This is a genomic window from Stenotrophomonas sp. FW305-3-2-15-E-LB1, from assembly GCF_058787375.1.
In genome coordinates this window covers 17323-40259 of record NZ_JBYSZR010000027.1, presented here as the reverse complement: position 1 = coordinate 40259, position 22937 = coordinate 17323, and the positions used below count along the sequence as shown (strand labels likewise).

General features: G+C 66.7%; 19 protein-coding genes and 2 tRNA genes. 15 read left to right on the top strand and 6 right to left on the bottom strand.

Annotation, left to right across the window (positions count from 1 at the left end; all coding sequences use genetic code 11):
• The 10 genes from AC3WL7_RS16920 (at position 1) to AC3WL7_RS16875 (ending at position 11471) form a co-directional block, all read left to right on the top strand.
• Positions 1-76, top strand: a tRNA-Met gene (locus tag AC3WL7_RS16920).
• Positions 77-159: 83 nt separating this feature from the next.
• Positions 160-236, top strand: a tRNA-Met gene (locus AC3WL7_RS16915).
• Between the two features lie 357 nt (positions 237-593).
• Complete coding sequence (rimP, locus tag AC3WL7_RS16910; RefSeq protein WP_079222599.1) at positions 594-1184, top strand: ribosome maturation factor RimP; 591 nt, start codon at positions 594-596, stop codon at positions 1182-1184.
• A 4-nt stretch (positions 1185-1188) separates the two neighbouring features.
• Positions 1189-2700, top strand: coding sequence for a transcription termination factor NusA (gene nusA / locus AC3WL7_RS16905; protein ID WP_200734531.1), 1512 nt, complete (start codon positions 1189-1191; stop codon positions 2698-2700).
• A 92-nt stretch (positions 2701-2792) separates the two neighbouring features.
• Positions 2793-5441, top strand: a complete 2649-nt coding sequence (gene infB, locus AC3WL7_RS16900; protein WP_079222597.1) for a translation initiation factor IF-2 — start codon at positions 2793-2795, stop codon at positions 5439-5441.
• A 200-nt stretch (positions 5442-5641) separates the two neighbouring features.
• The gene (gene rbfA, locus AC3WL7_RS16895; protein WP_492751817.1) at positions 5642-6025 is read left to right on the top strand and encodes a 30S ribosome-binding factor RbfA; all 384 of its coding nucleotides are present in this window, start codon (positions 5642-5644) and stop codon (positions 6023-6025) included.
• Positions 6026-6131: 106 nt separating this feature from the next.
• Positions 6132-7040 carry a tRNA pseudouridine(55) synthase TruB gene (gene truB / locus AC3WL7_RS16890; protein ID WP_079222596.1) on the top strand — a complete coding sequence of 303 codons (909 nt, stop codon included), beginning with the start codon at positions 6132-6134 and terminating at the stop codon, positions 7038-7040.
• A gap of 173 nt (positions 7041-7213) precedes the next feature.
• A complete protein-coding gene (gene rpsO / locus AC3WL7_RS16885; RefSeq protein WP_005410445.1) occupies positions 7214-7474 on the top strand; it encodes a 30S ribosomal protein S15 in 261 nt (86 codons plus the stop codon).
• A gap of 150 nt (positions 7475-7624) precedes the next feature.
• A complete protein-coding gene (gene pnp / locus AC3WL7_RS16880) occupies positions 7625-9733 on the top strand; it encodes a polyribonucleotide nucleotidyltransferase (protein WP_283222224.1) in 2109 nt (702 codons plus the stop codon).
• A gap of 172 nt (positions 9734-9905) precedes the next feature.
• On the top strand, positions 9906-11471 hold the full coding sequence (locus tag AC3WL7_RS16875) for a winged helix-turn-helix domain-containing protein (RefSeq protein ID WP_492751814.1): 1566 nt from the start codon (positions 9906-9908) through the stop codon (positions 11469-11471).
• On the opposite strand, the gene AC3WL7_RS16870 is transcribed toward AC3WL7_RS16875, so the two are convergent.
• Together AC3WL7_RS16870 and AC3WL7_RS16865 are read right to left on the bottom strand one after the other, a co-directional pair.
• A complete protein-coding gene (locus AC3WL7_RS16870; RefSeq protein ID WP_108747083.1) occupies positions 11440-12504 on the bottom strand; it encodes a serine hydrolase domain-containing protein in 1065 nt (354 codons plus the stop codon). The two genes, AC3WL7_RS16875 and AC3WL7_RS16870, sit on opposite strands and share 32 nt — an antisense overlap.
• Before the next feature lie 107 nt (positions 12505-12611).
• Positions 12612-13427 (bottom strand): hypothetical protein, encoded by an 816-nt coding sequence (locus tag AC3WL7_RS16865; protein WP_492751812.1) that lies wholly within the window; start codon positions 13425-13427, stop codon positions 12612-12614.
• Between the two features lie 267 nt (positions 13428-13694).
• Here AC3WL7_RS16865 and AC3WL7_RS16860 point away from each other — a divergent pair, with 267 nt between their 5' ends.
• Entirely contained in the window at positions 13695-14879 is a 1185-nt protein-coding gene (locus AC3WL7_RS16860) for a glycoside hydrolase family 18 protein (protein ID WP_492751810.1), read from the top strand.
• Between the two features lie 39 nt (positions 14880-14918).
• Here AC3WL7_RS16860 and AC3WL7_RS16855 read toward each other — a convergent pair whose 3' ends face one another.
• From AC3WL7_RS16855 to AC3WL7_RS16840, 4 genes are read right to left on the bottom strand one after another with little or no spacing between them, the layout of a single operon-like run.
• Positions 14919-16478, bottom strand: coding sequence for a PepSY-associated TM helix domain-containing protein (locus AC3WL7_RS16855; protein WP_492751808.1), 1560 nt, complete (start codon positions 16476-16478; stop codon positions 14919-14921).
• A 10-nt stretch (positions 16479-16488) separates the two neighbouring features.
• The gene (locus AC3WL7_RS16850; protein WP_108758148.1) at positions 16489-16752 is read right to left on the bottom strand and encodes a hypothetical protein; all 264 of its coding nucleotides are present in this window, start codon (positions 16750-16752) and stop codon (positions 16489-16491) included.
• Positions 16752-17063: a hypothetical protein gene (locus AC3WL7_RS16845; protein ID WP_079222588.1), complete on the bottom strand. Its 312-nt coding sequence runs from the start codon at positions 17061-17063 to the stop codon at positions 16752-16754. Before AC3WL7_RS16845 ends, AC3WL7_RS16850 begins: the two co-directional genes overlap by 1 nt.
• Before the next feature lie 7 nt (positions 17064-17070).
• Entirely contained in the window at positions 17071-19209 is a 2139-nt protein-coding gene (locus AC3WL7_RS16840; RefSeq protein ID WP_492751805.1) for a TonB-dependent siderophore receptor, read from the bottom strand.
• Positions 19210-19570: 361 nt separating this feature from the next.
• On the opposite strand from AC3WL7_RS16840, the gene thrS reads away from it, so the two are divergent.
• From thrS to rplT, 4 genes are all read left to right on the top strand, one after another.
• A complete protein-coding gene (gene thrS, locus AC3WL7_RS16835) occupies positions 19571-21472 on the top strand; it encodes a threonine--tRNA ligase (protein WP_283222227.1) in 1902 nt (633 codons plus the stop codon).
• 48 nt (positions 21473-21520) lie between these two features.
• Positions 21521-22063 (top strand): translation initiation factor IF-3, encoded by a 543-nt coding sequence (gene infC / locus AC3WL7_RS16830; protein ID WP_079222586.1) that lies wholly within the window; start codon positions 21521-21523, stop codon positions 22061-22063.
• Positions 22064-22329: 266 nt separating this feature from the next.
• Positions 22330-22527: a 50S ribosomal protein L35 gene (gene rpmI, locus AC3WL7_RS16825; RefSeq protein WP_005410436.1), complete on the top strand. Its 198-nt coding sequence runs from the start codon at positions 22330-22332 to the stop codon at positions 22525-22527.
• Between the two features lie 11 nt (positions 22528-22538).
• On the top strand, positions 22539-22898 hold the full coding sequence (gene rplT, locus AC3WL7_RS16820) for a 50S ribosomal protein L20 (protein ID WP_005410435.1): 360 nt from the start codon (positions 22539-22541) through the stop codon (positions 22896-22898).
• Positions 22899-22937: the final 39 nt, after the last annotated feature.

Sequence of the window (22937 nt, the reverse complement as noted above, 5' to 3'; positions counted from 1 at the left end):
GCGGGGTGGAGCAGTCTGGCAGCTCGTCGGGCTCATAACCCGAAGGTCGCAGGTTCAAATCCTGCCCCCGCTACCAAACATCGAGACGGCGCCAACCGGTTTGATGAATGAGGGAAAGCTTGCATGTTTTGAAGTTATCACTCATGATTCCGCTTCTGATGCGGGGTGGAGCAGTCTGGCAGCTCGTCGGGCTCATAACCCGAAGGTCGCAGGTTCAAATCCTGCCCCCGCTACCAAGTAAAGAGATCGCCTTCGGAGTCCTGCTTCGAAGGCGTTTTTCTTTGGGGTTTGCTGGATCCGCCGGGCCATGCCCGGCGAGCGCAGCGGTCGGTTTCAGGCCGGCCCAAGCCTTGCACCAGTGCGGTGCAGCCGCTATCATCAGCGGCCTAGGCAGTACCCCTGAAGGCGGCCTCCCATCGGGAGACCCGGTCCGGAAGGAGGGCTCGCAACACGCTTACGCAGCGCGTTGCAACCGGAATCCAGTCACCGGAGTCTTTCCGGAAAAAGGGGCCCAGCGGGCCCTTTGTCGTTTCCGGGGCGTCATGTTTCCCGCCGGCTGTGGCCGGCACCCAACCAAGAGATCAAGGCAGGCTGTGAGCGACAAGGCAACCGACATCGCGAATCTGCTCGCCCCGACCGTTGTGTCGCTGGGCCTGGAGCTGCTGGGCGTTGAGTATCTGCCGGCCCCCGGCGGTGCGACCCTGCGCCTTTACATCGACGTGCCGCTGGCTGAACAGCCCGAGCGCATCATCAACGTGGACGACTGCGAGCGCGTCAGCCGCGAAGTGTCCGCGCAGATGGACGTGGAAGACCCGATCAGCGGCAACTACACGCTGGAAGTGTCTTCGCCGGGCGTCGACCGTCCGCTGTTCAACCTGGAGCAGTTCGGCCGTCACCTGGGCGAAATGGCCAAGGTCACGCTGAAGCTGCCGCAGGACAACCGTCGTCGCCTGCAGGGCCGCATCGAAGCGACCGACGAGGCCGCGGACACCATCACCTTCATCGTCGACAAGACCGAAGTGGTCGTGTCGGCCGACAACATCGACAAGGCCCGGATCATGCCGGACTGGGTTGCCCTGGGCCTGGCCCCGAGCAAGCCGACCGGCCCGGCGCCGAAGCGTCCGAAGCCGGACAAGAATTCTTCTTCCAACGAGCCGGCGGCAAAAAAGCCGCGCGCGGAGTGAGCCAATGAGCAAGGAACTGTTGCTGGTAGTGGACGCGGTCGCCAACGAGAAGGGCGTGCCGCGTGAAGTGATCTTCGATGCGATCGAGGCCGCCCTGGCGTCCGCAGCGAAGAAGCGCTATCCCGACGAGGAAGTGCTGGCCCGCGTGGTCATCGACCACAAGGATGGCAGCTACGAAACCTTCCGCCGCTGGGAAGTGGTGGCCGATGACGTGGTCATGGAATCGCCGGACCGGCAGATCCGCCTGATGGACGCCATCGAAGAAGCCGAAGGCGTGGACGTCGGCGACTACATCGAAGAACAGATTGAAAACCCCGATTTCGGCCGCATCGCCGCCCAGGCTGCCAAGCAGGTCATCGTGCAGCGCGTGCGCGAGGCCGAGCGCCAGCAGGTGGTCGATGCGTGGAAGGATCGCGTCGGTGAGCTGATCACCGGTGTGGTCAAGCGCGCCGAGCGCGGCAACATCTACGTGGACCTGGGTGGCAACGCCGAAGGCTTCATCCCGAAGGACAAGGGCATTCCGCGCGACGTGCTGCGCGCCGGTGACCGCGTGCGCGGCTACCTGGCCGAAGTGCGTTCGGAACCGCGTGGCCCGCAGCTGTTCATCAGCCGCGCCGCCCCGGAATTCATGATCGAGCTGTTCAAGCTCGAAGTGCCGGAAGTCGGCCAGGGCCTGGTGGAAATCAAGGCCTGTGCCCGCGATCCGGGCGACCGCGCCAAGATCGCCGTGCTGGCCCACGATACCCGTACCGATCCGATCGGTGCCTGCATCGGCATGCGCGGTTCGCGCGTGCAGGCCGTGTCCAACGAGCTCAATGGCGAGCGCGTGGACATCGTGCTGTGGAACGACAGCCCGGCCAACTTCGTCATCAACGCGATGGCACCAGCCGAAGTGCAGTCGATCATCGTCGATGAAGACAAGCACTCGATGGATCTGGCCGTGGCCGAAGACCGCCTGGCCCAGGCCATCGGCAAGGGTGGCCAGAACGTGCGCCTGGCCAGCCGCCTGACCGGTTGGCAGCTGAACGTGATGACCCAGGACCAGGTCACCGCCAAGTCCGAAGCCGAGCAGGCCTCGGCCCGCCAGCTGTTCATGGACAAGCTGGAAGTGGACGAGGAAATCGCCGGCATCCTGGTCAGCGAAGGCTTCGGCACGGTTGAAGAAATTGCATATGTCCCGGTCGGCGAACTGCTGGCCGTGGAAGGTTTCGACGAGGACATCGTCGAAGAGCTGCGCGCTCGTGCCCGCGATGCGCTGCTCAATGAGGCCCTGGCAGTCGAGGAAGGCCTTGAAGACGGCCAGCCGGCGCAGGACCTGCTGTCCCTTGAGGGCATGGACGAAGCCACCGCTTACGCGCTGGCCGGCCACGGCGTGCGCACCAGCGAGGAGCTTTCCGACCTGGCCGCCGACGAGGTCATGGACTTCGGCATCGAAGGGCTGGACCAGGAGCGCGCCGCGGCGCTGATCCTGGCCGCGCGTGCCGAGGAGATCGCCCGACTGGAACGCGGCGAATGAGCCGGCAATGAACAGGGCCCTGAGCCGATCAGGGCGTAGAATCCGCGCCACCTCCATCTGCGGGGGGGCGCCCACAAGATCATAGGATCCGAATGTCGCAGCAAACCACCATCCGCAAGCTTGCCGAACTGGTCAACACGCCGGTCGAGAAACTGCTGGAACAGCTGGCCGGTGCCGGCATGAAGTTCAGCGGTCCCGACCAGGTCGTGACCAGCACCGAGAAGGTGAAGCTCCTGGGCTTCCTTCGTCGTTCGCACGGCAAGCCCGAGCAGGCCCCGGAGGAGACTGATCAGTCTGCAAAGAAGATCACGCTCAACCGCCGGAAACAGCAGGAAGTGACGGTCAATTCCGGTCGCAGCAAGACGACCGTGAATGTCGAGGTGCGCCAGAAGCGTACCTACGTCAAGGATGGTGCGCGTGCCATGACGCCGGACGAAGAGCGTGCCGACATCCTGCGCAAGCTGGAAGAGTCGCGCGCCCGCAACCTCGCCGAACAGCAGGCCCTGGCCGAAAAGGATCGTCTGCGCGACGAAGCCATCGTCCGTGCCCGTGAGGAAGAAGTTGCCGCCAAGGAACGCGCCGAGGCCGAGAAGAAGGCTGCCGAGGAAGCTGCAGTGGCCGCCAAGGCCGCCGAGGCCCTGGCTGCCACCAAGCCCAAGCGTGCGCCGATCGACGAAACCGCGCCGCGCCCGCCGCGTACCCCGGCTGCCGCTCCGGCCGCACCGCGTGGTGCGCCGCCGGCGCCGCCGCGCAGCGACGACCGCAACAACCGCAGCGCGCCGCGCAACGAGCGTGGCCCGGGCGATCGCTTCGCCGGCCAGATGCACCTGTCGGCTGCCGACCGTGCGCGTCGTGGCAACAGCAACAACAGCAACAACCGTGGTCGCCCGGGTGGCCGCAACCAGAGTGGCGGCCGTCGCGACATGTCGCGCGGTGGCAACAACGCTGGTCCGCACGCCTTCGAGCGTCCGACCGCACCGGTCGTGCGTGAAGTGGCGATCGGCGAAACCATCACCGTGGCCGACCTGGCGCAGAAGCTCGCGCTGAAGGGCGGCGAGGTGGTGAAGGCGCTGTTCAAGATGGGCGTGATGGCCACCATCACCCAGTCCATCGACCATGACACCGCCGCGCTGGTGACCGAAGAACTCGGCCACAAGGCGATCCGTGCCAATGACAACGACGCCGAAGACGCACTGCTGGCCTCGACCGGTGAAAACCAGGGCGAAGCCGTGCAGCGTCCGCCGGTGGTTACCATCATGGGCCACGTCGACCACGGCAAGACCTCGCTGCTGGATTACATCCGCCGGACCAAGGTCGCTCACGGCGAAGCCGGTGGCATCACCCAGCACATCGGTGCGTACCACGTTGATACGCCGAAGGGCGTCATCAGCTTCCTGGATACCCCGGGCCACGCCGCATTCACCTCGATGCGTGCCCGCGGTGCCAAGCTGACCGACATCGTGGTGCTGGTGGTTGCCGCCGACGACGGCGTCATGCCGCAGACCAAGGAAGCGATCCAGCACGCCCGTTCGGCGGGTGTGCCGCTGATCGTGGCCATCAACAAGATCGACAAGTCCGGCGCCGACCCGATGCGGGTCAAGAACGAGCTGCTCTCCGAGCAGGTCGTGGCCGAAGACTTCGGTGGTGACATCCAGATGGTGGAGATCTCGGCCAAGACCGGCCTGGGCATCGACGACCTGCTGGACGCCGTCTCGGTCCAGGCTGAACTGCTGGAACTGAAGGCCGTCGACGAAGGCCGCGCCGCAGGCGTGGTGATCGAATCGTCGCTGGACAAGGGCCGTGGCCCGGTTGCGACGGTGCTGGTGCAGCAGGGCCGCCTGAAGAAGGGCGACTACCTGGTGTGCGGCATCCAGTACGGCCGCGTGCGTGCGCTGTTCGACGAAACCGGCAAGCAGCCGGAGTTCGCTGGCCCGTCCATCCCGGTGCAGGTCCTGGGCCTGTCCGGCGTGCCGGAAGCCGGTGACGACTTCGTGGTCGTCGAGGACGAGCGCCTGGCCAAGGACGTTGCGCAGCAGCGTGAGACCAAGCGCCGTGAATCGCGCCTGGTCGCCACCGCTGGCAGCCGCATGGAAGACATCATGGCGACCCTGGGCAAGGGCGAGGGCCAGCAGGTCCTCAACCTGGTCATCAAGGCCGACGTGCAGGGTTCGGTGCAGGCCCTGAGCCAGGCACTGGTCGCGCTGTCCAACGAAGACATCCGCATCAACGTGATCCACTCCGGCGTGGGCGGCATCACCGAGTCGGATGCCAATTCGGCAGCCGCTTCGAAGGCCACCGTCATCGGCTTCAACGTGCGTGCGGATGCTTCGGCCCGTCGCATCATCGAATCCAACGGCGTGGACCTGCGTTACTTCTCGATCATCTATGACGTGATCGACCAGGTGAAGCAGGTGGCTTCCGGTCTGCTGGGCGTGGAAATCCGCGAAGAGATCATCGGTATCGCCGAAGTCCGCGACGTGTTCCGCAGCTCCAAGCTGGGCGCCGTTGCTGGTTCGATGGTCATCGAGGGCGTGGTCAAGCGCAACAAGCCGATCCGCGTACTGCGCGACAGCGTGGTGATCTTCGAGGGCGAGCTGGAATCGCTGCGCCGCTTCAAGGAAAACGTCGAGGAAGTCCGCAACGGTACCGAATGCGGTATCGCGGTGAAGGCCTACAACGACGTCAAGCCGGGTGACCAGATCGAGTGCTTCGAGCGTATCGAAGTGCCGCGCACCCTGTAATGCTGCAAGGTGGCCCGACCAACGGTCGGGCCCTACCGTGATGTAGAACCCGACCAACGGTCGGGTACCATGTAGATGTAGCGCCCGACCGTTGGTCGGGCGATCCTGTAGATGTAGCGCCCGACCGTTGGTCGGGCGGCCATTGAATCAAGAGTAGCGCCCGACCGTTGGTCGGGCGACAACTGAACCAAGAGCCTCTCGTGCCCAAGACTTTCCATCGAACCGACCGTGTCTCCGCCCTGCTGCGCCGTGAACTCGGCACCCTGGTGCACAACGCCGTGCGCGAGCACGGGTTGCCCTCGGTGAGCGTGTCCGACGTGGAAATCACCCGCGACATGGCCCATGCCAAGGTGTTCGTCACCGCGCTGATGCCGGAACGTTCGGCCGAAGCCGTGGCCGGCCTGAAGGAGCTGGGCTACCGCCTGCGCATGGACCTCGCCCGCGCGATGAAGCTGCGCCACGTGCCTGAGCTGCATTTCCACTACGACGACTCGGTCGACCGTGGTGAGCACATCGACAACCTCCTGCGCGACCTGCCCGATACGCTGGCCGCGGAGAAGTGTCGCGAGAGCGACGAAGAATAAGCTTGCGCCGGGTGATGCCCGGCGTTTTCCATTCTGACCGTGCGAGGCCCGACGCTGGCCGCGCTTCGCGCTCGCCGGGCATGGCCCGGCGCTACCCGTATCTGTCATGACCCGAATTCAGTTCCGCCGCCTGGATGGCATCCTGCTGCTCGACAAATCGACCGGCATGAGCTCCAATGCCGCCCTGCAGGTGGCCCGCCGCCTGTTCCGTGCCGAAAAGGGCGGCCATACCGGCAGCCTTGACCCGCTGGCCACCGGCCTGCTGCCGCTCTGCTTCGGCGAGGCGACCAAGATCGCCGGCCTGCTGCTGGGCTCGGCCAAGGCCTACGACGCCGAGATCCAGCTCGGCCAGACCACCGATACCGATGATTCCGAAGGCCAGGTGCTGCTGCAGCGCCCGGTGCCGGCCATCAGTGCCGAGGCCCTGCAGGCCGCCCTGGCGCCGCTGACCGGCCGCATCCTGCAGCGGGCACCGATCTATTCGGCGCTGAAGCAGGGCGGTGAGCCGCTGTATGTGAAGGCCCGCCGCGGTGAAGCCATCGAGGCACCCGAGCGCGAGGTGCACGTGCAGGCCATCGAGGTGCTCGAGCAGCAGGCCGATCGCCTGCGCCTGCGCGTGACCTGTGGTTCGGGCACCTACATCCGCAGCCTGGCCCGCGACCTCGGCGAGGCGCTGGGCTGCGGCGCCCACATCAGCGCGCTGCGCCGGCTGTGGGTCGAGCCGTTCCATGCCCCGGCCATGGTCACCCTGGACCAGCTGCGGGCGATGGTCGAGGCCGGCGACGAAGCGGGCATGGACGCACTGCTGCTGCCGCTGGCCGCCGGGCTGGCGGAATACCCGCGCGTCGACCTCGACGCTGAACAGGCTCATCGCTTCTGTGTCGGCCAACGCCAGCGCGACGCGTCGTGGCCGCGCGGCCTGGTGGCCGTGTACGGTCCGGACGATGCTGTCCAAGGCCTGGGCCAGGTCGACGACAGTGGCCTGCTGGCCCCGCAGCGCCGGTTCAACCTCTGACAGGGGGAGGGCGGTTCAGCCCCGGTCCTTGTTCCCGGAGCCCCTGACCGTTACAATTTCGCGGCCGTTTTCCGGCAACCTGCCTCGCGCAGGTTTCATCCTCGTAGTCCACGGCGAGCCTGGCGGTGCGCGAAGCGCGTTCCTGCCGGCCACGCATCACAGAGAAAAAGAAAATGTCGATCGACACCCAGAAGGTCATTGAAGACAACAAGCGCAGCTCGGCTGACACCGGCTCCCCGGAAGTCCAGGTTGCCCTGCTGACCGCCCGCATCGAACTGCTGACCGGCCACTTCAAGACCCACAAGAAGGACCACCACAGCCGCCGCGGCCTGCTGCAGATGGTCAACCGCCGTCGCAGCCTGCTCGACTACCTGAAGAAGAAGGACGTCGAGCGTTACAAGGCCCTGATCGAAAAGCTTGGCCTGCGTCGCTAAGCAAAGAATCCCCCGCGGCGCAGCGATGCGCCGCGGTTTTGTTTTGTAGCACCGAAATACCGATTCAGACCGGAACGATCCGGTCACCCGCAGGCGGCATGGGTCGCCGACGGTCCAAATTCGCAGACAGCATCCCCAAGGACACCCTCCGTGGCAAAAATCACCAAAACCTTCCAGTACGGCAAGCACACCGTCACGCTTGAAACCGGCGAAATCGCCCGTCAGGCCGGTGGCGCCGTCATCGTCAAGTTCGACGACACCGTGCTGCTGGTCTCCGCCGTTGCCGCCAAGAGCGCGCGCGAAGGCCAGGATTTCTTCCCCCTGACCTGTGACTATCAGGAGAAGTTCTACGCAGGTGGCCGTATCCCGGGTGGCTTCTTCAAGCGCGAAGGCCGCGCGACCGAGAAGGAAACCCTGATCTCGCGTCTGATCGACCGTCCGATCCGTCCGCTGTTCCCGGAAGACTACAAGAACGAAGTCCAGATCATCGCCACGGTGATGTCGCTGAACCCGGAAATCGACGGTGACATCCCGGCGCTGATCGGTGCCTCGGCTGCCCTGTCGCTGGCCGGTACCCCGTTCAAGGGTCCGATCGCCGCCGCCAAGGTCGGCTACAAGAACGGTGAGTACATCCTCAACCCGACCGTGTCGGAACTGAAGGATTCCGAGCTGGAGCTGGTCGTTGCCGGTACCGCCAACGCCGTGCTGATGGTTGAATCCGAAGCCGCGCTGCTGTCCGAAGACGTGATGCTGGGCGCCGTGACCTTCGGTCACCGCGAAATGCAGAAGGTCATCAACGCGATCAACGAGCTGACCGTGGAAGCCGGCACCAAGCCGTCGACCTGGGTGGCTCCGGCCAAGAACGACGTGCTGATCAGCGCCCTGCAGGAAGCCATCGGCCCGCGCCTGGGCGAAGCCTTCCAGGTGCGCGACAAGCTGCAGCGCCGTGACGCCATCTCGGCGATCAAGAAGGACGTGGTCGAAACCCTGGCTGGCCGCGTGGCCGCTGAAGGCTGGAACCCGGCCGAGCTGTCGAAGGAATTCGGCGAGCTGGAATACAGCACCATGCGCAACTCGGTGCTGGACACCAAGGTCCGCATCGACGGCCGTGCGCTGGACACCGTCCGCCCGATCGCCGTGCAGACCGGCATCCTGCCGCGTACCCACGGTTCCTCGCTGTTCACCCGCGGTGAAACGCAGGCCATCGTGACCATCACCCTGGGCACCGCCCGTGATGGCCAGGTCATCGATGCCGTCTCCGGTGAGTACAAGGAAAACTTCCTGTTCCACTACAACTTCCCTCCGTACTCGGTGGGTGAGACCGGCCGCATGATGGGCCCGAAGCGCCGCGAAATCGGCCACGGCCGCCTCGCCAAGCGCGGCGTGCTGGCTGTCATGCCGTCGCTGGAATCCTTCCCGTACACCATCCGCGTCGTCTCGGAAATCACCGAGTCGAACGGTTCCTCGTCGATGGCCTCGGTCTGCGGTTCGTCGCTGGCCCTGATGGACGCCGGTGTGCCGGTGAAGGCACCGGTTGCCGGTATCGCCATGGGCCTGGTCAAGGAAGGCGATCGCTTCGTCGTCCTGTCCGACATCCTGGGTGACGAAGATCACCTGGGCGACATGGACTTCAAGGTTGCCGGTACCGCTGAGGGCATCTCCGCCCTGCAGATGGACATCAAGATCGAAGGCATCACCGAAGAGATCATGAAGCAGGCTCTGCAGCAGGCCAAGGCTGGCCGTCTGCACATCCTGGGCGAAATGGCCCACGGCCTGACCGCTCCGCGTGAAGAGCTGTCGGACTACGCGCCGCGCCTGCTGACCATCAAGATCCACCCGGACAAGATCCGTGAAGTGATCGGCAAGGGTGGCTCGACCATCCAGGCCATCACCAAGGAAACCGGCACCCAGATCGACATCCAGGATGACGGCACCATCGTCATCGCTTCGGTCAACGCCATCGCTGCCCAGGCCGCCAAGGCCCGCATCGAGCAGATCACCTCGGACGTCGAGCCGGGCCGCATCTACGAAGGCAAGGTCGCCAAGATCATGGACTTCGGTGCGTTCGTCACGATCCTGCCGGGCAAGGACGGTCTGGTCCACGTGTCGCAGATCTCCAGCGACCGCGTCGAGAAGGTCGGCGACGTGCTGAAGGAAGGCGATGTGGTCAAGGTCAAGGTCCTGGAAGTCGACAAGCAGGGCCGTATCCGCCTGTCGATGAAGGCCGTGGAAGAAGGCGAAGGCGCCAGCGCCGAGTAATCGACCTCTGGTCGATGACGGTAGGTGAGGACCGTTGGTCCTCACGCTTTCGCGCAGAGGTCGGTAGGTGAGGACCGTTGGTCCTCACGCCTTCGCTGAAATGAAAAAGCGGGCTTCGGCCCGCTTTTTCTTTGCCTGTCTTCCGGCGCAGCCGTAACGCTATGCTTCGCCCATGGACACCCTCCGCCTGCTGGACCTGGACATCGATCGCCCGGCCCGACGGGTCAGCCGCGCCGGCGAACCGCTGCCGATAAGCGGCATGACCTGGATCCTGCTGGACGTGCTGCTGGCCCACGGTACCGACGTCGTGGATTTCGACACCCTGGCCGCCGAGGTCTGGGCACCGGCGGTGGTCGGCGAAGACGCGGTCAGCCAGCGGGTCAAGCTGCTGCGCCAGGCCCTTGGTGATGACAGCCGGCACCCGCGTTACATCCGTTCCGTGCGCGGCCGCGGCTATCAGCTCTGCGCGCAACCGGTCGCGGTCAGTGCACCGCCCGCGCGATCAGAATGGGACCGGAAGGCCGGCTGGACAGCCACGGCTGCCGCGGCCGTCGCCGTGGCCGCGATCACGTTCGTGCTGTGGCCGCGGCCAGCACCGCAGGGTGCCGCGCAGCCGGTACTGCAACGCGCCGACTATTACGCGGGCATCGGCCAGGCCAGCAACAACGAACGGGCGATCAGCCTGTACCGGCAGGCCTTGCAGGCCGATCCCGAATCCGTACCGGCCCGCCGTGGCCTGTCACGGGCGCTGTCCGCGCAGGGGTGCCTGTTCAACGGCACGCCCGCGCAGATGGAAGAAGCACTGCGCCTGGCCAACCAGGAGCGCCAGCGCGCACCGGATGATGCTGCTGCGCACGCTCTGTGGGGCTACGCGCAGGATTGCCTGGGCGACATGCGGCAGGCCATCGCGGGCTACTCGCGCGCCATCGAGCTGGACCCCGCCGACGAACGCAGCCGCGCATCGCTGGCCTACCTGCAGCAGGAGCGTGGCGAGCTGGTCACGGCGTTGCGCGGGAACCTGTCGCTGAAGGCGCCAGAACGCGTCCGCTTCCGTGACGTGCAGGTCGCGCGCGAACTGGAGTTGCTTGGCTTCACCCAGGCCGCCGCGCAGCGCCATGCGCGCAACTTCCAGCTGTACCCGGACAACGTGTTCTCCAATATCGCCTGGCCACGCAGCCTGTATGTGGCCGGCGCGCCGGAGCAGGCCAGGCAGGCGCTGGACGAGGCGCTCGCGCGTGGCACGCCGCATCCACAGCTGCTGCGCCTGCAGGGCGAGCTGGCGCTGCTGGCCGGCGACCCGGTGGCGGCCGCCGCGGCGTTCGAGCGTGGCCGCCAGCTTCGGCCCCAGCAGTCGCTCGGCCAGACCCTGGCGGACCTGCATGGCGTGCCACCCTCACGGGCGATGTGGCTCGGTGAGCGGCTGCAGCAGCGCGCCGCCAACGCCGGCGACGGCTGGCCGGACGCGGCACTGGAACGGGCGCTGCTGCTGCAGGCCGGCGGGCGCCACACAGACGCCGTGGCAGCGCTGCATCAGGCCGTCGATGATGGCTTCCGCGACGTGGCATGGCTGCGCGTGACGCCCCTGTTCGTGCCCCTGCACAACGCCCCGGGGTGGCCTGCGCTGCTGGATCGCCTCGACACCGACATCGCCCGCCAGCGTGCGCTGGTGCTGGCGGCACCGTGGCGGCCGGATGACCTGGCCGCGCTCAGCGCAGCGCCGGCAGCAGGAACTCGGTGAGGATGCGCCGCGACTGCGGGTGGGCGAAGTTGCGGTTGAACGCCTGGCTGGTGACCACCGCCACCACGCGCTGCTCGGGCAGCACGAAGACGTAGTTGCCGCCGTTGCCGGACATCGCCCAGACCGTACGCGGCGAACCCTGCACGTCCAGCTTCAGGCCCCACCACTGGTAGCCGTAGTCGCTGCCGTCGGAAGTGGTTGCCTGCGCCTGCACCATCGCCTCGATGTAGTCCCTGGGCACGAGCTGGCGGCCCTGCCAGCGGCCACCGTCCAGCACCAGCTGGCCGAACCGCGCGAGGTCCTGCGTGCGGTAGCGCGTGCCGCCGCCGCCCATGCCGATGCCCTCCGGCGAGCGGTTCCACTGGCTGCGGGTGATGCCCAGCGGCCGCTCCAGGACCCGTGCGGCGTACTCGGCCAGCGGTTGGCCACTGGCCTGTTCCAGCACGGCGCCCAGCACGAACGGGCTGGCCGTGCAGTACGCGAATGCGCGGCCATGCGGGCTGTCCTCCGGCCGCTGCATCCACGGCGCGAAGCCCTTCACCGGCAGGGCCAGGGCGAAGTCCAGCCAGCGCTCGCGCACGTACATGCGCTCCTCGTGGCCGGCCGAGAACGGGTTCTCGTCATCGCATTCCCAGAGGCTGCTCATGGTCAGCAGGTCCTGCACGGTCGTGCCACGCAGGCGCGAATCGATGGCGTGCCGGGCAGTGAAGGCCGGGAAGTAGTCGTACACCCGGGCCTGCACGCCGGGCAGCGTGCCATCGCCGATGGCGGCACCGACCAGCAGCGCTGTCACGCCCTTGCTGGCCGAGCGCACGTCGTGCAGGGTCTGCGCATCGGCGCCGTTGAAATAGCCCTCGTAGACCACCTTGCCATCCACCTGCAGCAGCACGCTGCGGATCTGCTTCAGTTCGTCGGTGGCGATGGCCTGCTGCAGGGCCTGCAGGCGGGCTGGGTCAGGTGGCGTGGCGCGGGCCGCGAAGGGCAGGGCGAATACGGCGCAGAGCAGGGCCAGGGCAGGCAGGGTCGAACGCATCGTCGGGCTCCATCAAAGGGGAGCCCGATTGAACCTGCGTGGCGCCTGAAGTGCTGGAAACCTGCCTGAAGAATGCTGAAGCCCCTGTGCCACAAGGCTTGTAGGTATCAACCTTGGTTGACGCGCGCATCCTCTTCTTCCTCGCCCAGCCACCACACCTGGCCCGGCGCCGGATCACTCAGCGGATGCTCGCGCTGCTCGATGGCCTGCAGAACGCGTCCTGGTGCCGCAGCGGTCCAGGTGGCCAGCAGCTTTTCCACCGCGGCCCGGCCCTGGGCGGCAATGCCCAGATCGCGCTCGCGTGCCCAACCACCGCCATCATCGTTGCCGGCGTCGTCGTCATGCCGGTGCGGCGTGCCGTAGCTGCAGCGGCGGCACAGGCGGCGCACGGTTGCGGTCCAATCCTCGACCGTGCCGATGCCGGGCAGGGTCATGGCCTCCAGGGCTGCGACGTCCTCGGGGCCGTCGCACTGCACGAACACGGTGAAGGTCTCCATGTCCGATGCCTGCAGGCGCTGCATCGCGTTGAACACCGGCACCTCGATGTCGCGGTAGGTGCGCAGGCCGGTGCAGGCACCGTCATGCAGCACGATGTCGCCGAAGCGGAAGCCGCTTTCGGGCAGAGGCACGTTGTCGATGCGCGCGCGCACCGGGTCGATGCGGCTCATGTACACCACCTCGGCATCCTTCCAGGGCGCCAGGCGCACGCAGGCCACGCCGAAGTCGCCTGTGATCGCGCCCTCACCCTCGGGCAGGGTGATGCCACAGTGCGTCCACTGCCGGCGTGCCTCGGCCCAGTCGCCCAGGGCCGAGGCAGCGATGCCGGCATTCCAGGCCGTGGCCTCGTCGAAGTCGCCGCGCACCTGCGCCGAACGCAGGTTGTCCTGCAGCGAAGCAGGCCAGTTGCGCAGGTACTTGTGCAACTGGCCCGCGCATGTAATGCAGGTAGGGGATCTCCGGCGCATGGCCGATCAGCTCGCCGAACAGGTCTGCCGCCTGCGCCAGTTCGCCATCGTCGAACGCCGCATAGGCGCGTGCCTCCAGGGCCTGCAGTGCATCCTGGGTGTCATCGTGGGAGGCGTTGTCGTCGGTGCTCATGTCCGTGTGCGATTGAAGATCCGCGGCTACCTTAGCCGATGCCGGATCCGTGTAGAGTCGAGCACGCTCGTCTCTACCTACCGGGAGTTTCCATGTTGCGCCAGACCTTGGCCGGGCTTGCCCTGCTGATCGCCGCCGCCGTTCCTGTCGCCAGCCACGCGGCGCAGCCGCCGATCTACGGTGCCTACTACCCCGGCGGTTCGGCCGAGCGCTACCCGGTGTCGCGTATTCCAGCCGATCGCCTCACCCACCTGTTCTATGCCTTCTCCACCATCGACGCAGGGCGCTGCACGGTCGGCGCCAAAGCGGCGGACAACTTCGCTGCCCTGGCCGAGCTGAAGAAGGCGCACCCGCACCTGCGCACGCTGATCTCCATCGGCGGCTGGGGCGCTGGTGGCTTTTCCGATGCCGCGCTGACCGAGGTCAGTCGCAAGCGCCTGGTCGATTCGTGCATGGCGCTGTTCTTCGGCCAGTACGCGGGCAGCTTCGATGGCGTGGACATCGACTGGGAATTCCCGGTCAGTGGCGGCCCGAAGGAGCTGGCCCATCGCCCGCAGGACCGCGCGAACATGACCCGGCTCGCGCAGGCGTTCCGCGTGGCGCTGGATGCGCGCGGGCGCAAGCTTGGCCAGCCGATGCTGCTGACCGCCGCCCTCGCAGCCGGCCGCCTGCAGACCGATGGCCCGTATGATCCGGCCGCCAGCTATGACCTGCCGGCGCTGGCCAATGTGCTCGATTTCATCAACCTGATGAGCTACGACATGGGCACCGGCTTCTCGGCGGTGTCCACCTTCAACGCGCCGCTGCATGAAGTGGCGGCCGACCCGCTGGCGCCGGAGCTGCGGCGCTGGAACAACGTGGCCGGTGCGGTGCAGTACTACCGCGACCATGGCGTGCCGGCCGACAAGCTGGTGCTGGGCGTGCCGTTCTACGGGCGTGGCTTCAAGGTGACCGGCGAGGCGCCTGATGGGGTGTACCAGGCCTACAGCGCACCGGCCGATGCCGGCGACTGGCGGGTGATCAAGGCCCGTTACCTGGACCAGCCGGGCTGGACGAAACACTGGCAGCCGCAGGCGCAGAGCCCTTGGCTGTACAACGCGGCGGAGAAGATCTTCATCAGCTACGAAGACCCGCGTTCCATCGGCCTGCGTGCGCAGTTCGCCCGCGAGCAGGGCCTGGCCGGCGTGTTCATGTGGGAGCTGACCGGTGATGACGAGCAGGCCAGCCTGCTCAACGCCATGCTGGCGCCGTGGCACAAGGCCCGCGTCGGCGATTGACCCCGGACTGGTAGCGCCGGGCCATGCCCGGCGGGTGCCTCAATTGGCCCACACGCTGTTGGGGTCGCCATCACGGGCACGGCGCTGGCTGGCCACCGCCAGCCGCGCAAAGCCGAACGCCATCGCCAGGGCCACCACGTCGATCCAGAACAGCGGCCAAAGCCCGCGCGCGGCGGCCAGCCACGGCCAGTCGCCGTTGAGTGCGCCATGCATCACCGGCACCAGTGCGGTGCTGATGGCTGCGGCCCACAGCAGTTCACGCGCGGCCTGCGCCGGCCGGCGCAGGGCCGCCCACAGCGCGCACGCCGCCCAGGTGCCGAAGCAGGCCCAGCGGATGCCGTGGTCCACCGCGGCCGGGGCCACCCGTTCGAGCACCAGCGCGGTGACGAACGCCACCGAAATCGCCACGCACAGGCCGATGCACACGCCTACCGTCGCCCGCGCCATGTTCACTCCCGAACGCGGCTGCTGCGGCTGCCGGCGCTTGCGCCGCGATTCGATCCACAGCAGGTTGCCCGAGTAGAACAGGAAGGCGCCGCCCAGCCCCAGCAGGAAGTACAGCCAGACCACCGCGCCGTTGCCGAACTCGCCGAAGTGCAGGGCGTACGCCGCGCTGAGCGTGGCGTGGTTGGCATCGCGATGGCCGGGCAGCTGGCTGGCCAGCACGCGGCCACTGGCCACATCCAGTGCGACCGAGCCGAGCGGGCCGAGGGTGCCGCTGGATTCGCCGGTGATCTCGATGGTGGCGTTGGCATCTGCGCCATTGGCCAGCTTCAGGTAGGCCGGTTCGAAATCGGCAACGCCCTGTGCGCGCGCCACTTCCAGGGCGCGTGCGTGCAGCTCGCGCAGGCTGCCCGGTGCGGCAGGCACGCCCGCGGCCTCGCGTACCGGCGCGGTGTCCATCGCCGCCGGCACCACCTGCATGGCCTTGCCTTCGAAAATGAGCGGGTTGAGCAGGGCGATCTGGATGAACACCAGGCAGAGCAGGGCGCCGGTCACCGCGAACATCAGGTGGAACGGCAGGCTGAGCACGCCGATCACGTTGTGCGCGTCCTGCCACATCTGCTTGAGGTTGCGGCCCGGGCGCAGCGCGAACAGGTCACCCAGCAGCTTGGGCAGGTGGATGACCACGCCGCTGAGCAGGGCCATGCCGTACAGCAGGCTGACGATGCCCATCACGTAGATGCCGGCCACCGGCAGGCCCAGGCTGTAGTGCAGTTCGTTGACCAGCTCGGCCAGGCCGGCCTGCGGCGGCGTCGGGCTGCCGCCGGTCTGGCCGGGCCAGGCATAGCGCCAGCCGCCGTCGGCCCCTTGCCAGTAGGCCAGCGGCTGCGGGTGCTCGGCGCCGGGGAAGGTCATGCCGACATGGCGGCGTGCCTCCGGGTGCTTGGCCAGCACGTCGTCCAGCAGGTACTGCGCATCATCCAGCCCGGCCGGCAGCACGCTGGCCGCGCCCGGCGTCTGCCACATCGGCAGGTCGTGGTGGAACAGGGTGAGGGCACCGGCATAGAACGCCACGAACAGGCCGAAGCCGGCCACCAGGCCGACCCAGGTGTGCAGGGTGGTGAAGGTACGCAGGGTCTGCGAACTGAATTTCATGCGGTCGTTCTCATTGCACCGCGCCGCTCAGGCGCAGCAGCCACAGCGCGGCGAAGCCGCCGGCGGCACAGGCGGCGGGCACCAGCCAGGCGCGCGCCACCGTGCGGAAACTGAAGGCCCACAGCGCCGCCAGCATCCACAGCGGGACGAAGGCGATCAGGGCCGGCACCACCGCGCTCGGCCACGGCCCCGGCGGCAGCCAAGTCAGCAGGCCGGTGGCAGCGGCGGCAAGGAAGAAGCCAGCGAAGATGCCCGACAGGGCGCGCATCCACATCAGCGCGGCTCCCGTGCGCTGCCATCCACCGCCGGGCGGTGCCAGGCCGCCAGTGCCGGCAGCAGCAGGGCCACCAGCATCCAGGTGCACAGCATCGCCACCAGGCCGGCGGCAACGCCCAGTTCGGCCATCCACAGCCACAGCGAGGCGACCGCCGCGACCATGCCGATCTGCCGGCCCAGGCGGCCGGCACGGCGCAGGCGTGGCCAGCGGCAGTGCGGCGATGCCGCGTAGAACGCCAGGGCGGAAAACATCGCCGACAGCATGGCCAGGCTGCAGAAGCCCAGCGTGGACAGGCCCACGGTGATCATCGTCGGCTCACCACTGGTAACGCAGGCTGGCGGTGACGGTGCGCGGGTAGCCGTAGTAGCACCACGTCGCGCTGTTGCAGGCCGACACGTACTTCTTGTCGGCCGCGTTGGCGGCGTTCACCTGCAGGCGCCACGGGCCACGGTCGTAGTGCACGCTGGCGTCGATCAGGGTGAACGACGGGGTGTACCAGTCGTTGTAGATGTCGCCGTAGATGCCACCGTTGTAGCGCACGCCCGCACCGAAGCCGAAGCCGCTCAGCGCGCCGGCGGTGAAGGTGTAGTCGGCGCCGAGCGAGGCGCTTTCCTTCGGCACCAGCGCCACCCGCTTGCCCAGCGAGGCGGCATCGGTGCTGCGGCGGACCTTGGCGTCCAGGCGGGTGTAGCTGCCATACACGCTCAGGCCCTGGCCGATGTTCCAGCGGCCTTCCAGCTCGGCGCCGCGCACGCGGGTCTGGCCCTGCTGGATCGAGAACAGGGTGTGCTGCGGGTCGACGGTGAGCGTGTTGTCCTGCTCGATCTGGTAGGCGGCTGCGGTCAGCAGCAGGCGGCCACCTTCGGGCTGGTACTTCACGCCCGCCTCGAACTGCTCGCCGGTGGTCGGCACGAAGGCGCGGCCTTCGAAATCGGTGCCGATGGTGGTCTGGAACGACTGCGACCAGCTGACGTAGGGGCTGACGCCGTTGTCGAACAGGTAGTTCACGCCGACCCGGCCGGAGAACTGGTCATCGCTCTGGTGGGCGGTGCCGGTGCCGCCGATGCGCTGTTCGGTATCAGTGCCGACCCAGTCCTGGCGGCCGGCCAGGGTCACCAGCCAGCGGTCGATGCGGATCTGGTCCTGCAGGTACAGGCCCAGCGTGCCCTGCGTCTGCACCTGCCGCGAGGTGTAGTCGGGCACCTGCACCGGCGCGCCGTACACCGGGTTGTAGGCATCGATGCCGGGCGCGCCGAACAGGAACGCCGAGGCGTAGTCGTCGCGCGCGCGGCGGTAGTCCAGCCCGGCCAGCACGGTGTGCTCGACGCGGCCGCTGTGGAAGCGGAACGTCAGGTTGTTGTCGATGGCCACGCTCTCGGAGGTGTCCATGCGCGGGTAGTAGTAGCGCACCAGCTCGGTGCTGTCCGGCGCGGCCAGGCCGAACAGGCCCAGGCTGCCGTGGCTGGCATCCACTTCGGCCCAGCTATAGCGCACGTTCTGGTTGAACACGGTGCCGTCGCCGAAATCGTGGCGGAACTCATAGCCCAGCGACGCGGCTTCCTTGGTGTAGTCGTTCACCCCCGGCTCGCCGCTGAAGAAGTGGCGGGAGATGTAGCGGCCGTTGGCACCGGGCACCACCGTGCCCTGGTAGGGCAGGAAGCCGCCGGTCTCGACCGTGTCGTTCTTCTGGTAGCGGGCCAGCACGGTCAGCGAATTGGCCTCGTCCGGGGTCCAGGTGATGGACGGGGCGAGGTAGTAGCGGTCGTCATGGACCTGGTCGATGACGTTGTCGCTGTTGCGGGCCAGGCCGACCAGGCGGTACAGCACGCTGCCGCTGTCGTTGAGCGCGCCGCCGATGTCGAAGGCGGCCTGCTTCAAGCCGTAGTTGCCGACCTGCAGTTCCACTTCCTGCAGCGGGTTGGCGCTGGGGCGCTTGCTGACGAAATTGACCAGGCCGCCCGGCGGCATCGCGCCGTAGTTGACCGAGGCCGGGCCCTTCAGCACGTCGATGCGCTCCAGGCCATAAGGCTCGATGCGCGATTCGCCGGTCCAGGTGCCTTCCACCGTGGCCAGGCCATCGAGGTAGCGGGCGGGCTTGAAGCCGCGCACCAGCAGCCAGTCGCTGCGGGTGTCCTCGCCGTACTGGCCGCCCTGGGCGCCGGCGGTGTACCACACCGCTTCCTCCACGCCGTGGATGCCACGGTCGCGCATCTGCCGGTCGGTGATGACCGAGATCGACTGCGGAATCTCGCGCAGCGGGGTGTCGGTCTTGGTCGCGCTGCCGCTTTCGGTGGCGATGGGCGCGGTCACCTGCACGGTGTCCAGCGTGCGCGCTTCATCGGCCTGGGCCAGGGTGGGAAGCGCGCCGGACAGGGCTGCGACCAGCGCAAGCGCCAGGGTGGACAGCGGGGCACGGAACAGGCCGGCACGAACCGGCAACGACTGCGGAGACATGGGCGGATCCAGGGCCGGGAAGGGGCGCGCCACACGCAAGTGAGAAACGCCTGCGTATGGTAATCATTGCCATCTGGCCCCGCCAGCGGCCGCCATTCAGCCGCCCCGGCGCGGCATTGGCCCGGCTGGCTTGGGCTTTGCCGCGCGCTGGTTTAAGATCGACGCAGAACCCTGACTGGAACAAGGTGGCCCGCGCCCAGCGCCGGCCGAGCGTGCGACATGAGCACTACCACCGCCCACCGCTGACCTGCCCCCGAAGGCCCTGTGTTTCCAGGCGCCCTCGCGGCGCTTTTTTATTGCCCGGGCACCGCCCGGAACGCTTTCCAGCCCGCTCGAGCGGGCCCCGCACGAAGCCATTGCGATGATCAATATCACCCTTCCCGACGGCAGCCGCCGCGAATTCGAAAACCCCGTCAGCGTCATGGACGTCGCCCAGTCGATCGGCGCCGGCCTGGCCAAGGCCACCATCGCCGGTTCGGTCGATGGCGTGCTGGTCGATGCCAGCGACGTCATCGACCACGATGCCCGCCTGCGCATCATCACCGCCAAGGACGAGGAGGGCGTGGAAATCATCCGCCACTCCTGCGCCCACCTGGTCGGCCACGCCGTCAAGCAGCTGTACCCCGACGTGAAGATGGTGATCGGTCCGGTCATCGCCGAAGGCTTCTACTACGACATCTATTCCGAGCGTCCGTTCACGCCGGAAGACATGGCCGCCATCGAGAAGCGCATGGGCGAGCTGATCGCCCAGGATTACGACGTCATCAAGAAGGTGACGCCGCGCGCTGAAGTGGTCGAGATCTTCAAGGCCCGTGGCGAGGACTACAAGCTGCGCCTGATCGAGGACATGTCCGACGACATCCAGGCGATGGGCATGTACTACCACCAGGAATACGTGGACATGTGCCGCGGCCCGCACGTGCCGAACACGCGCTTCCTGAAGGCCTTCAAGCTGACCCGCATTTCCGGCGCCTACTGGCGTGGCGATGCGCAGAACGAACAGCTGCAGCGCATCTACGGCACCGCCTGGGCCGACAAGAAGCAGCTCGAGGCGTACATCAAGCGCATCGAAGAAGCTGAAATGCGCGACCACCGCCGCATCGGCAAGCAGCAGGACCTGTTCCACCTGCAGGAAGAGGCCCCGGGCCTGGTGTTCTGGCACCCCAAGGGCTGGGCGCTGTGGCAGGTGGTCGAGCAGTACATGCGCAAGGTCTACCGCAGCAGCGGCTACGGCGAAGTGCGCTGCCCGCAGATCCTGGACGTGAGCCTGTGGAAGAAGTCCGGCCACTGGGACAACTACCAGGACAACATGTTCTTCACCGAATCGGAGAAGCGCACCTACGCGGTCAAGCCGATGAACTGCCCGGGCCATGTCCAGGTGTTCAACCAGGGCCTGCACAGCTACCGCGACCTGCCGATCCGCTACGGTGAGTTCGGTTCCTGCCACCGCAACGAGCCGTCCGGCGCGCTGCACGGCATCCTGCGCGTGCGTGGTTTCACCCAGGACGATGGCCATGTGTTCTGCACCGAGAACCAGATCGAATCGGAAGTGACCGCGTTCCACCAGCAGGCGCTGGCGGTCTACCAGCACTTCGGTTTCGACGAGATCCAGATCAAGATCGCCCTGCGCCCGGAATCGCGCCTGGGTGACGACGCCACCTGGGACAAGGCCGAAGGCGCGCTGCGCTCGGCGCTGACCGCCTGTGGCGTGGAATGGCAGGAGCTGCCGGGCGAGGGCGCCTTCTACGGCCCGAAGATCGAGTACCACCTGAAGGACGCCATCGGCCGTACCTGGCAGCTGGGCACCATGCAGGTCGACTTCATGATGCCGGGCCGCCTGGGCGCCGAGTACGTGGACGAAAACAGCCAGAAGAAGCATCCGGTCATGCTGCACCGGGCCATCGTCGGCTCGATGGAGCGCTTCCTCGGCATCCTGATCGAGCACCACGCTGGCCAGTTCCCGGCCTGGCTGGCGCCGACCCAGGTGGTGGTGGCCAACATCACCGATGCCCAGGCTGAATACGTCTCCAGCGTGACCAAGACCCTTGCGGAGCAAGGCTTCCGCGTCAGCTCGGATTTGCGTAACGAGAAGATCGGCTATAAAATCCGCGAGCATACGTTGCAGCGCGTGCCTTACCTGCTGGTCATCGGTGACCGCGAGAAGGAAAATGGAGCTGTGGCGGTGCGTACGCGTTCTGGCGAAGACCTGGGCAGCATGAGCCTGCAGGCCTTCATCGAGCGGCTCCAGGCCGAGGGCGCGTAAGCAAAGGTCCGGTCCGGGCGCACAGGCACCCGGACCGGTTCGATACCCTTGGGAGAACGTAATATCAGCACCCCTGACAACAAACAGAACCGCAAGAATCAGGAAATCCGTGTGCCGCGCGTCCGCGTGATCGGCAGTGACGGAGAAATGATCGGCGTGTTGTCGCGCGACGAAGCGCTGTCCATGGCCGAAGATGAAGGCCTGGACCTGGTTGAAATCCAGCCGCAGGCCGATCCGCCGGTCTGCAAGATCATGGATTTCGGCAAGTTCAAGTTCGAAGCGCAGAAGAAGGCCAGCGAGGCCAAGAAGAAGACCAAGCAGGTCGAGATCAAGGAAGTGAAGTTCCGTCCGGTCACGGACGAGGGCGACTACCAGATCAAGCTGCGCAAGATGCGCGGTTTCCTTGAGGAAGGCGACAAGATCAAGGTCAACATCCGCTTCCGTGGCCGTGAAATGAGCCACCAGGAACTGGGTCGCGAGATGGCCAACCGGATCGAGACCGATCTGGGCGAGGACATCGTCATCGAATCCCGTCCGCGCCTGGAAGGGCGTCAGATGGTCATGATGATCGCGCCGAAGAAGAAGACCTGAGGCCTGACGGGCCGCCTTCCGGGGCGCCTGGCTGAATGGTTCAGGGTAAAGGGACGCCACGGGCGTCCCTTTGCTTTTGCGGTAACCCGGTAATTCATGCCGGAAAGGGTCGCAGGGGCTGGTGGCAGGGCGGTTTTGCCTGTATCATGCCCGGCTCGACCCACCCAGGACGGGTCGTACGCCGATCATGGCAGGACGGAAAGAGCGGCCCAGGCCGCCGCCAGATCAGTCAGAAACCAGGGTCATATCCCATCAAGGACATTGCAATGCCCAAGATCAAGACCAACCGGGCAGCGGCCAAGCGTTTCCGCAAGACCGCCTCGGGCAAGTACAAGTGCGGCCACGCCAACCGTAGCCACATCCTCACGAAGAAAGCGACCAAGCGTAAGCGTAATCTGCGTCAGACGGGCCATGTCCGTGCAGAAGACGCAGGCCGTCTGGACCGCATGCTCCCTTACCTCTGAGGAACTGAAAAATGGCACGAGTTAAGCGTGGCGTACAGGCGCGTCGCCGCCACAAGAAAATCCTTGATCTGGCGAAGGGCTACTACAATGCCCGTCGCAAGGTCTTCCGCGTCGCCAAGCAGGCGGTCATCAAGGCACAGCAGTACGCCTACATCGGCCGTAAGCAGAAGAAGCGCAACTTCCGTTCGCTGTGGATCACCCGTATCAATGCGGCTGCCCGCATCAACGGCCTGAGCTACAGCCGCTTCATGAACGGCCTGCTGAAGGCCGGCATCACCCTGGACCGCAAGGTCCTGGCTGATATCGCCGTGCACGACGCAGCTGGTTTTGCTGCACTGGCCGAAAAGGCCAAGGGCGCACTGGCGGCATAAGTCCTTCCCGATGCCGTTGCCGTTCAACGGGAACGGTGT

Excerpts from the sequence above, each read along its gene's own strand:
- AC3WL7_RS16850 (WP_108758148.1), bottom strand. The coding sequence starts at position 16,752 with ATGTGGATGCGCGCCCTGTCGGGCATCTTCGCTGGCTTCTTCCTTGCC.
- rpmI (WP_005410436.1), top strand. The coding sequence starts at position 22,330 with ATGCCCAAGATCAAGACCAACCGGGCAGCGGCCAAGCGTTTCCGCAAG.
- AC3WL7_RS16840 (WP_492751805.1), bottom strand. The coding sequence starts at position 19,209 with ATGTCTCCGCAGTCGTTGCCGGTTCGTGCCGGCCTGTTCCGTGCCCCG.
- infB (WP_079222597.1), top strand. The coding sequence starts at position 2,793 with ATGTCGCAGCAAACCACCATCCGCAAGCTTGCCGAACTGGTCAACACG.
- thrS (WP_283222227.1), top strand. The coding sequence starts at position 19,571 with ATGATCAATATCACCCTTCCCGACGGCAGCCGCCGCGAATTCGAAAAC.
- truB (WP_079222596.1), top strand. The coding sequence starts at position 6,132 with ATGACCCGAATTCAGTTCCGCCGCCTGGATGGCATCCTGCTGCTCGAC.
- nusA (WP_200734531.1), top strand. The coding sequence starts at position 1,189 with ATGAGCAAGGAACTGTTGCTGGTAGTGGACGCGGTCGCCAACGAGAAG.
- AC3WL7_RS16855 (WP_492751808.1), bottom strand. The coding sequence starts at position 16,478 with ATGAAATTCAGTTCGCAGACCCTGCGTACCTTCACCACCCTGCACACC.
- AC3WL7_RS16845 (WP_079222588.1), bottom strand. The coding sequence starts at position 17,063 with ATGATCACCGTGGGCCTGTCCACGCTGGGCTTCTGCAGCCTGGCCATG.
- rpsO (WP_005410445.1), top strand. The coding sequence starts at position 7,214 with ATGTCGATCGACACCCAGAAGGTCATTGAAGACAACAAGCGCAGCTCG.
- AC3WL7_RS16870 (WP_108747083.1), bottom strand. The coding sequence starts at position 12,504 with ATGCGTTCGACCCTGCCTGCCCTGGCCCTGCTCTGCGCCGTATTCGCC.
- rplT (WP_005410435.1), top strand. The coding sequence starts at position 22,539 with ATGGCACGAGTTAAGCGTGGCGTACAGGCGCGTCGCCGCCACAAGAAA.
- AC3WL7_RS16875 (WP_492751814.1), top strand. The coding sequence starts at position 9,906 with ATGGACACCCTCCGCCTGCTGGACCTGGACATCGATCGCCCGGCCCGA.
- AC3WL7_RS16860 (WP_492751810.1), top strand. The coding sequence starts at position 13,695 with ATGTTGCGCCAGACCTTGGCCGGGCTTGCCCTGCTGATCGCCGCCGCC.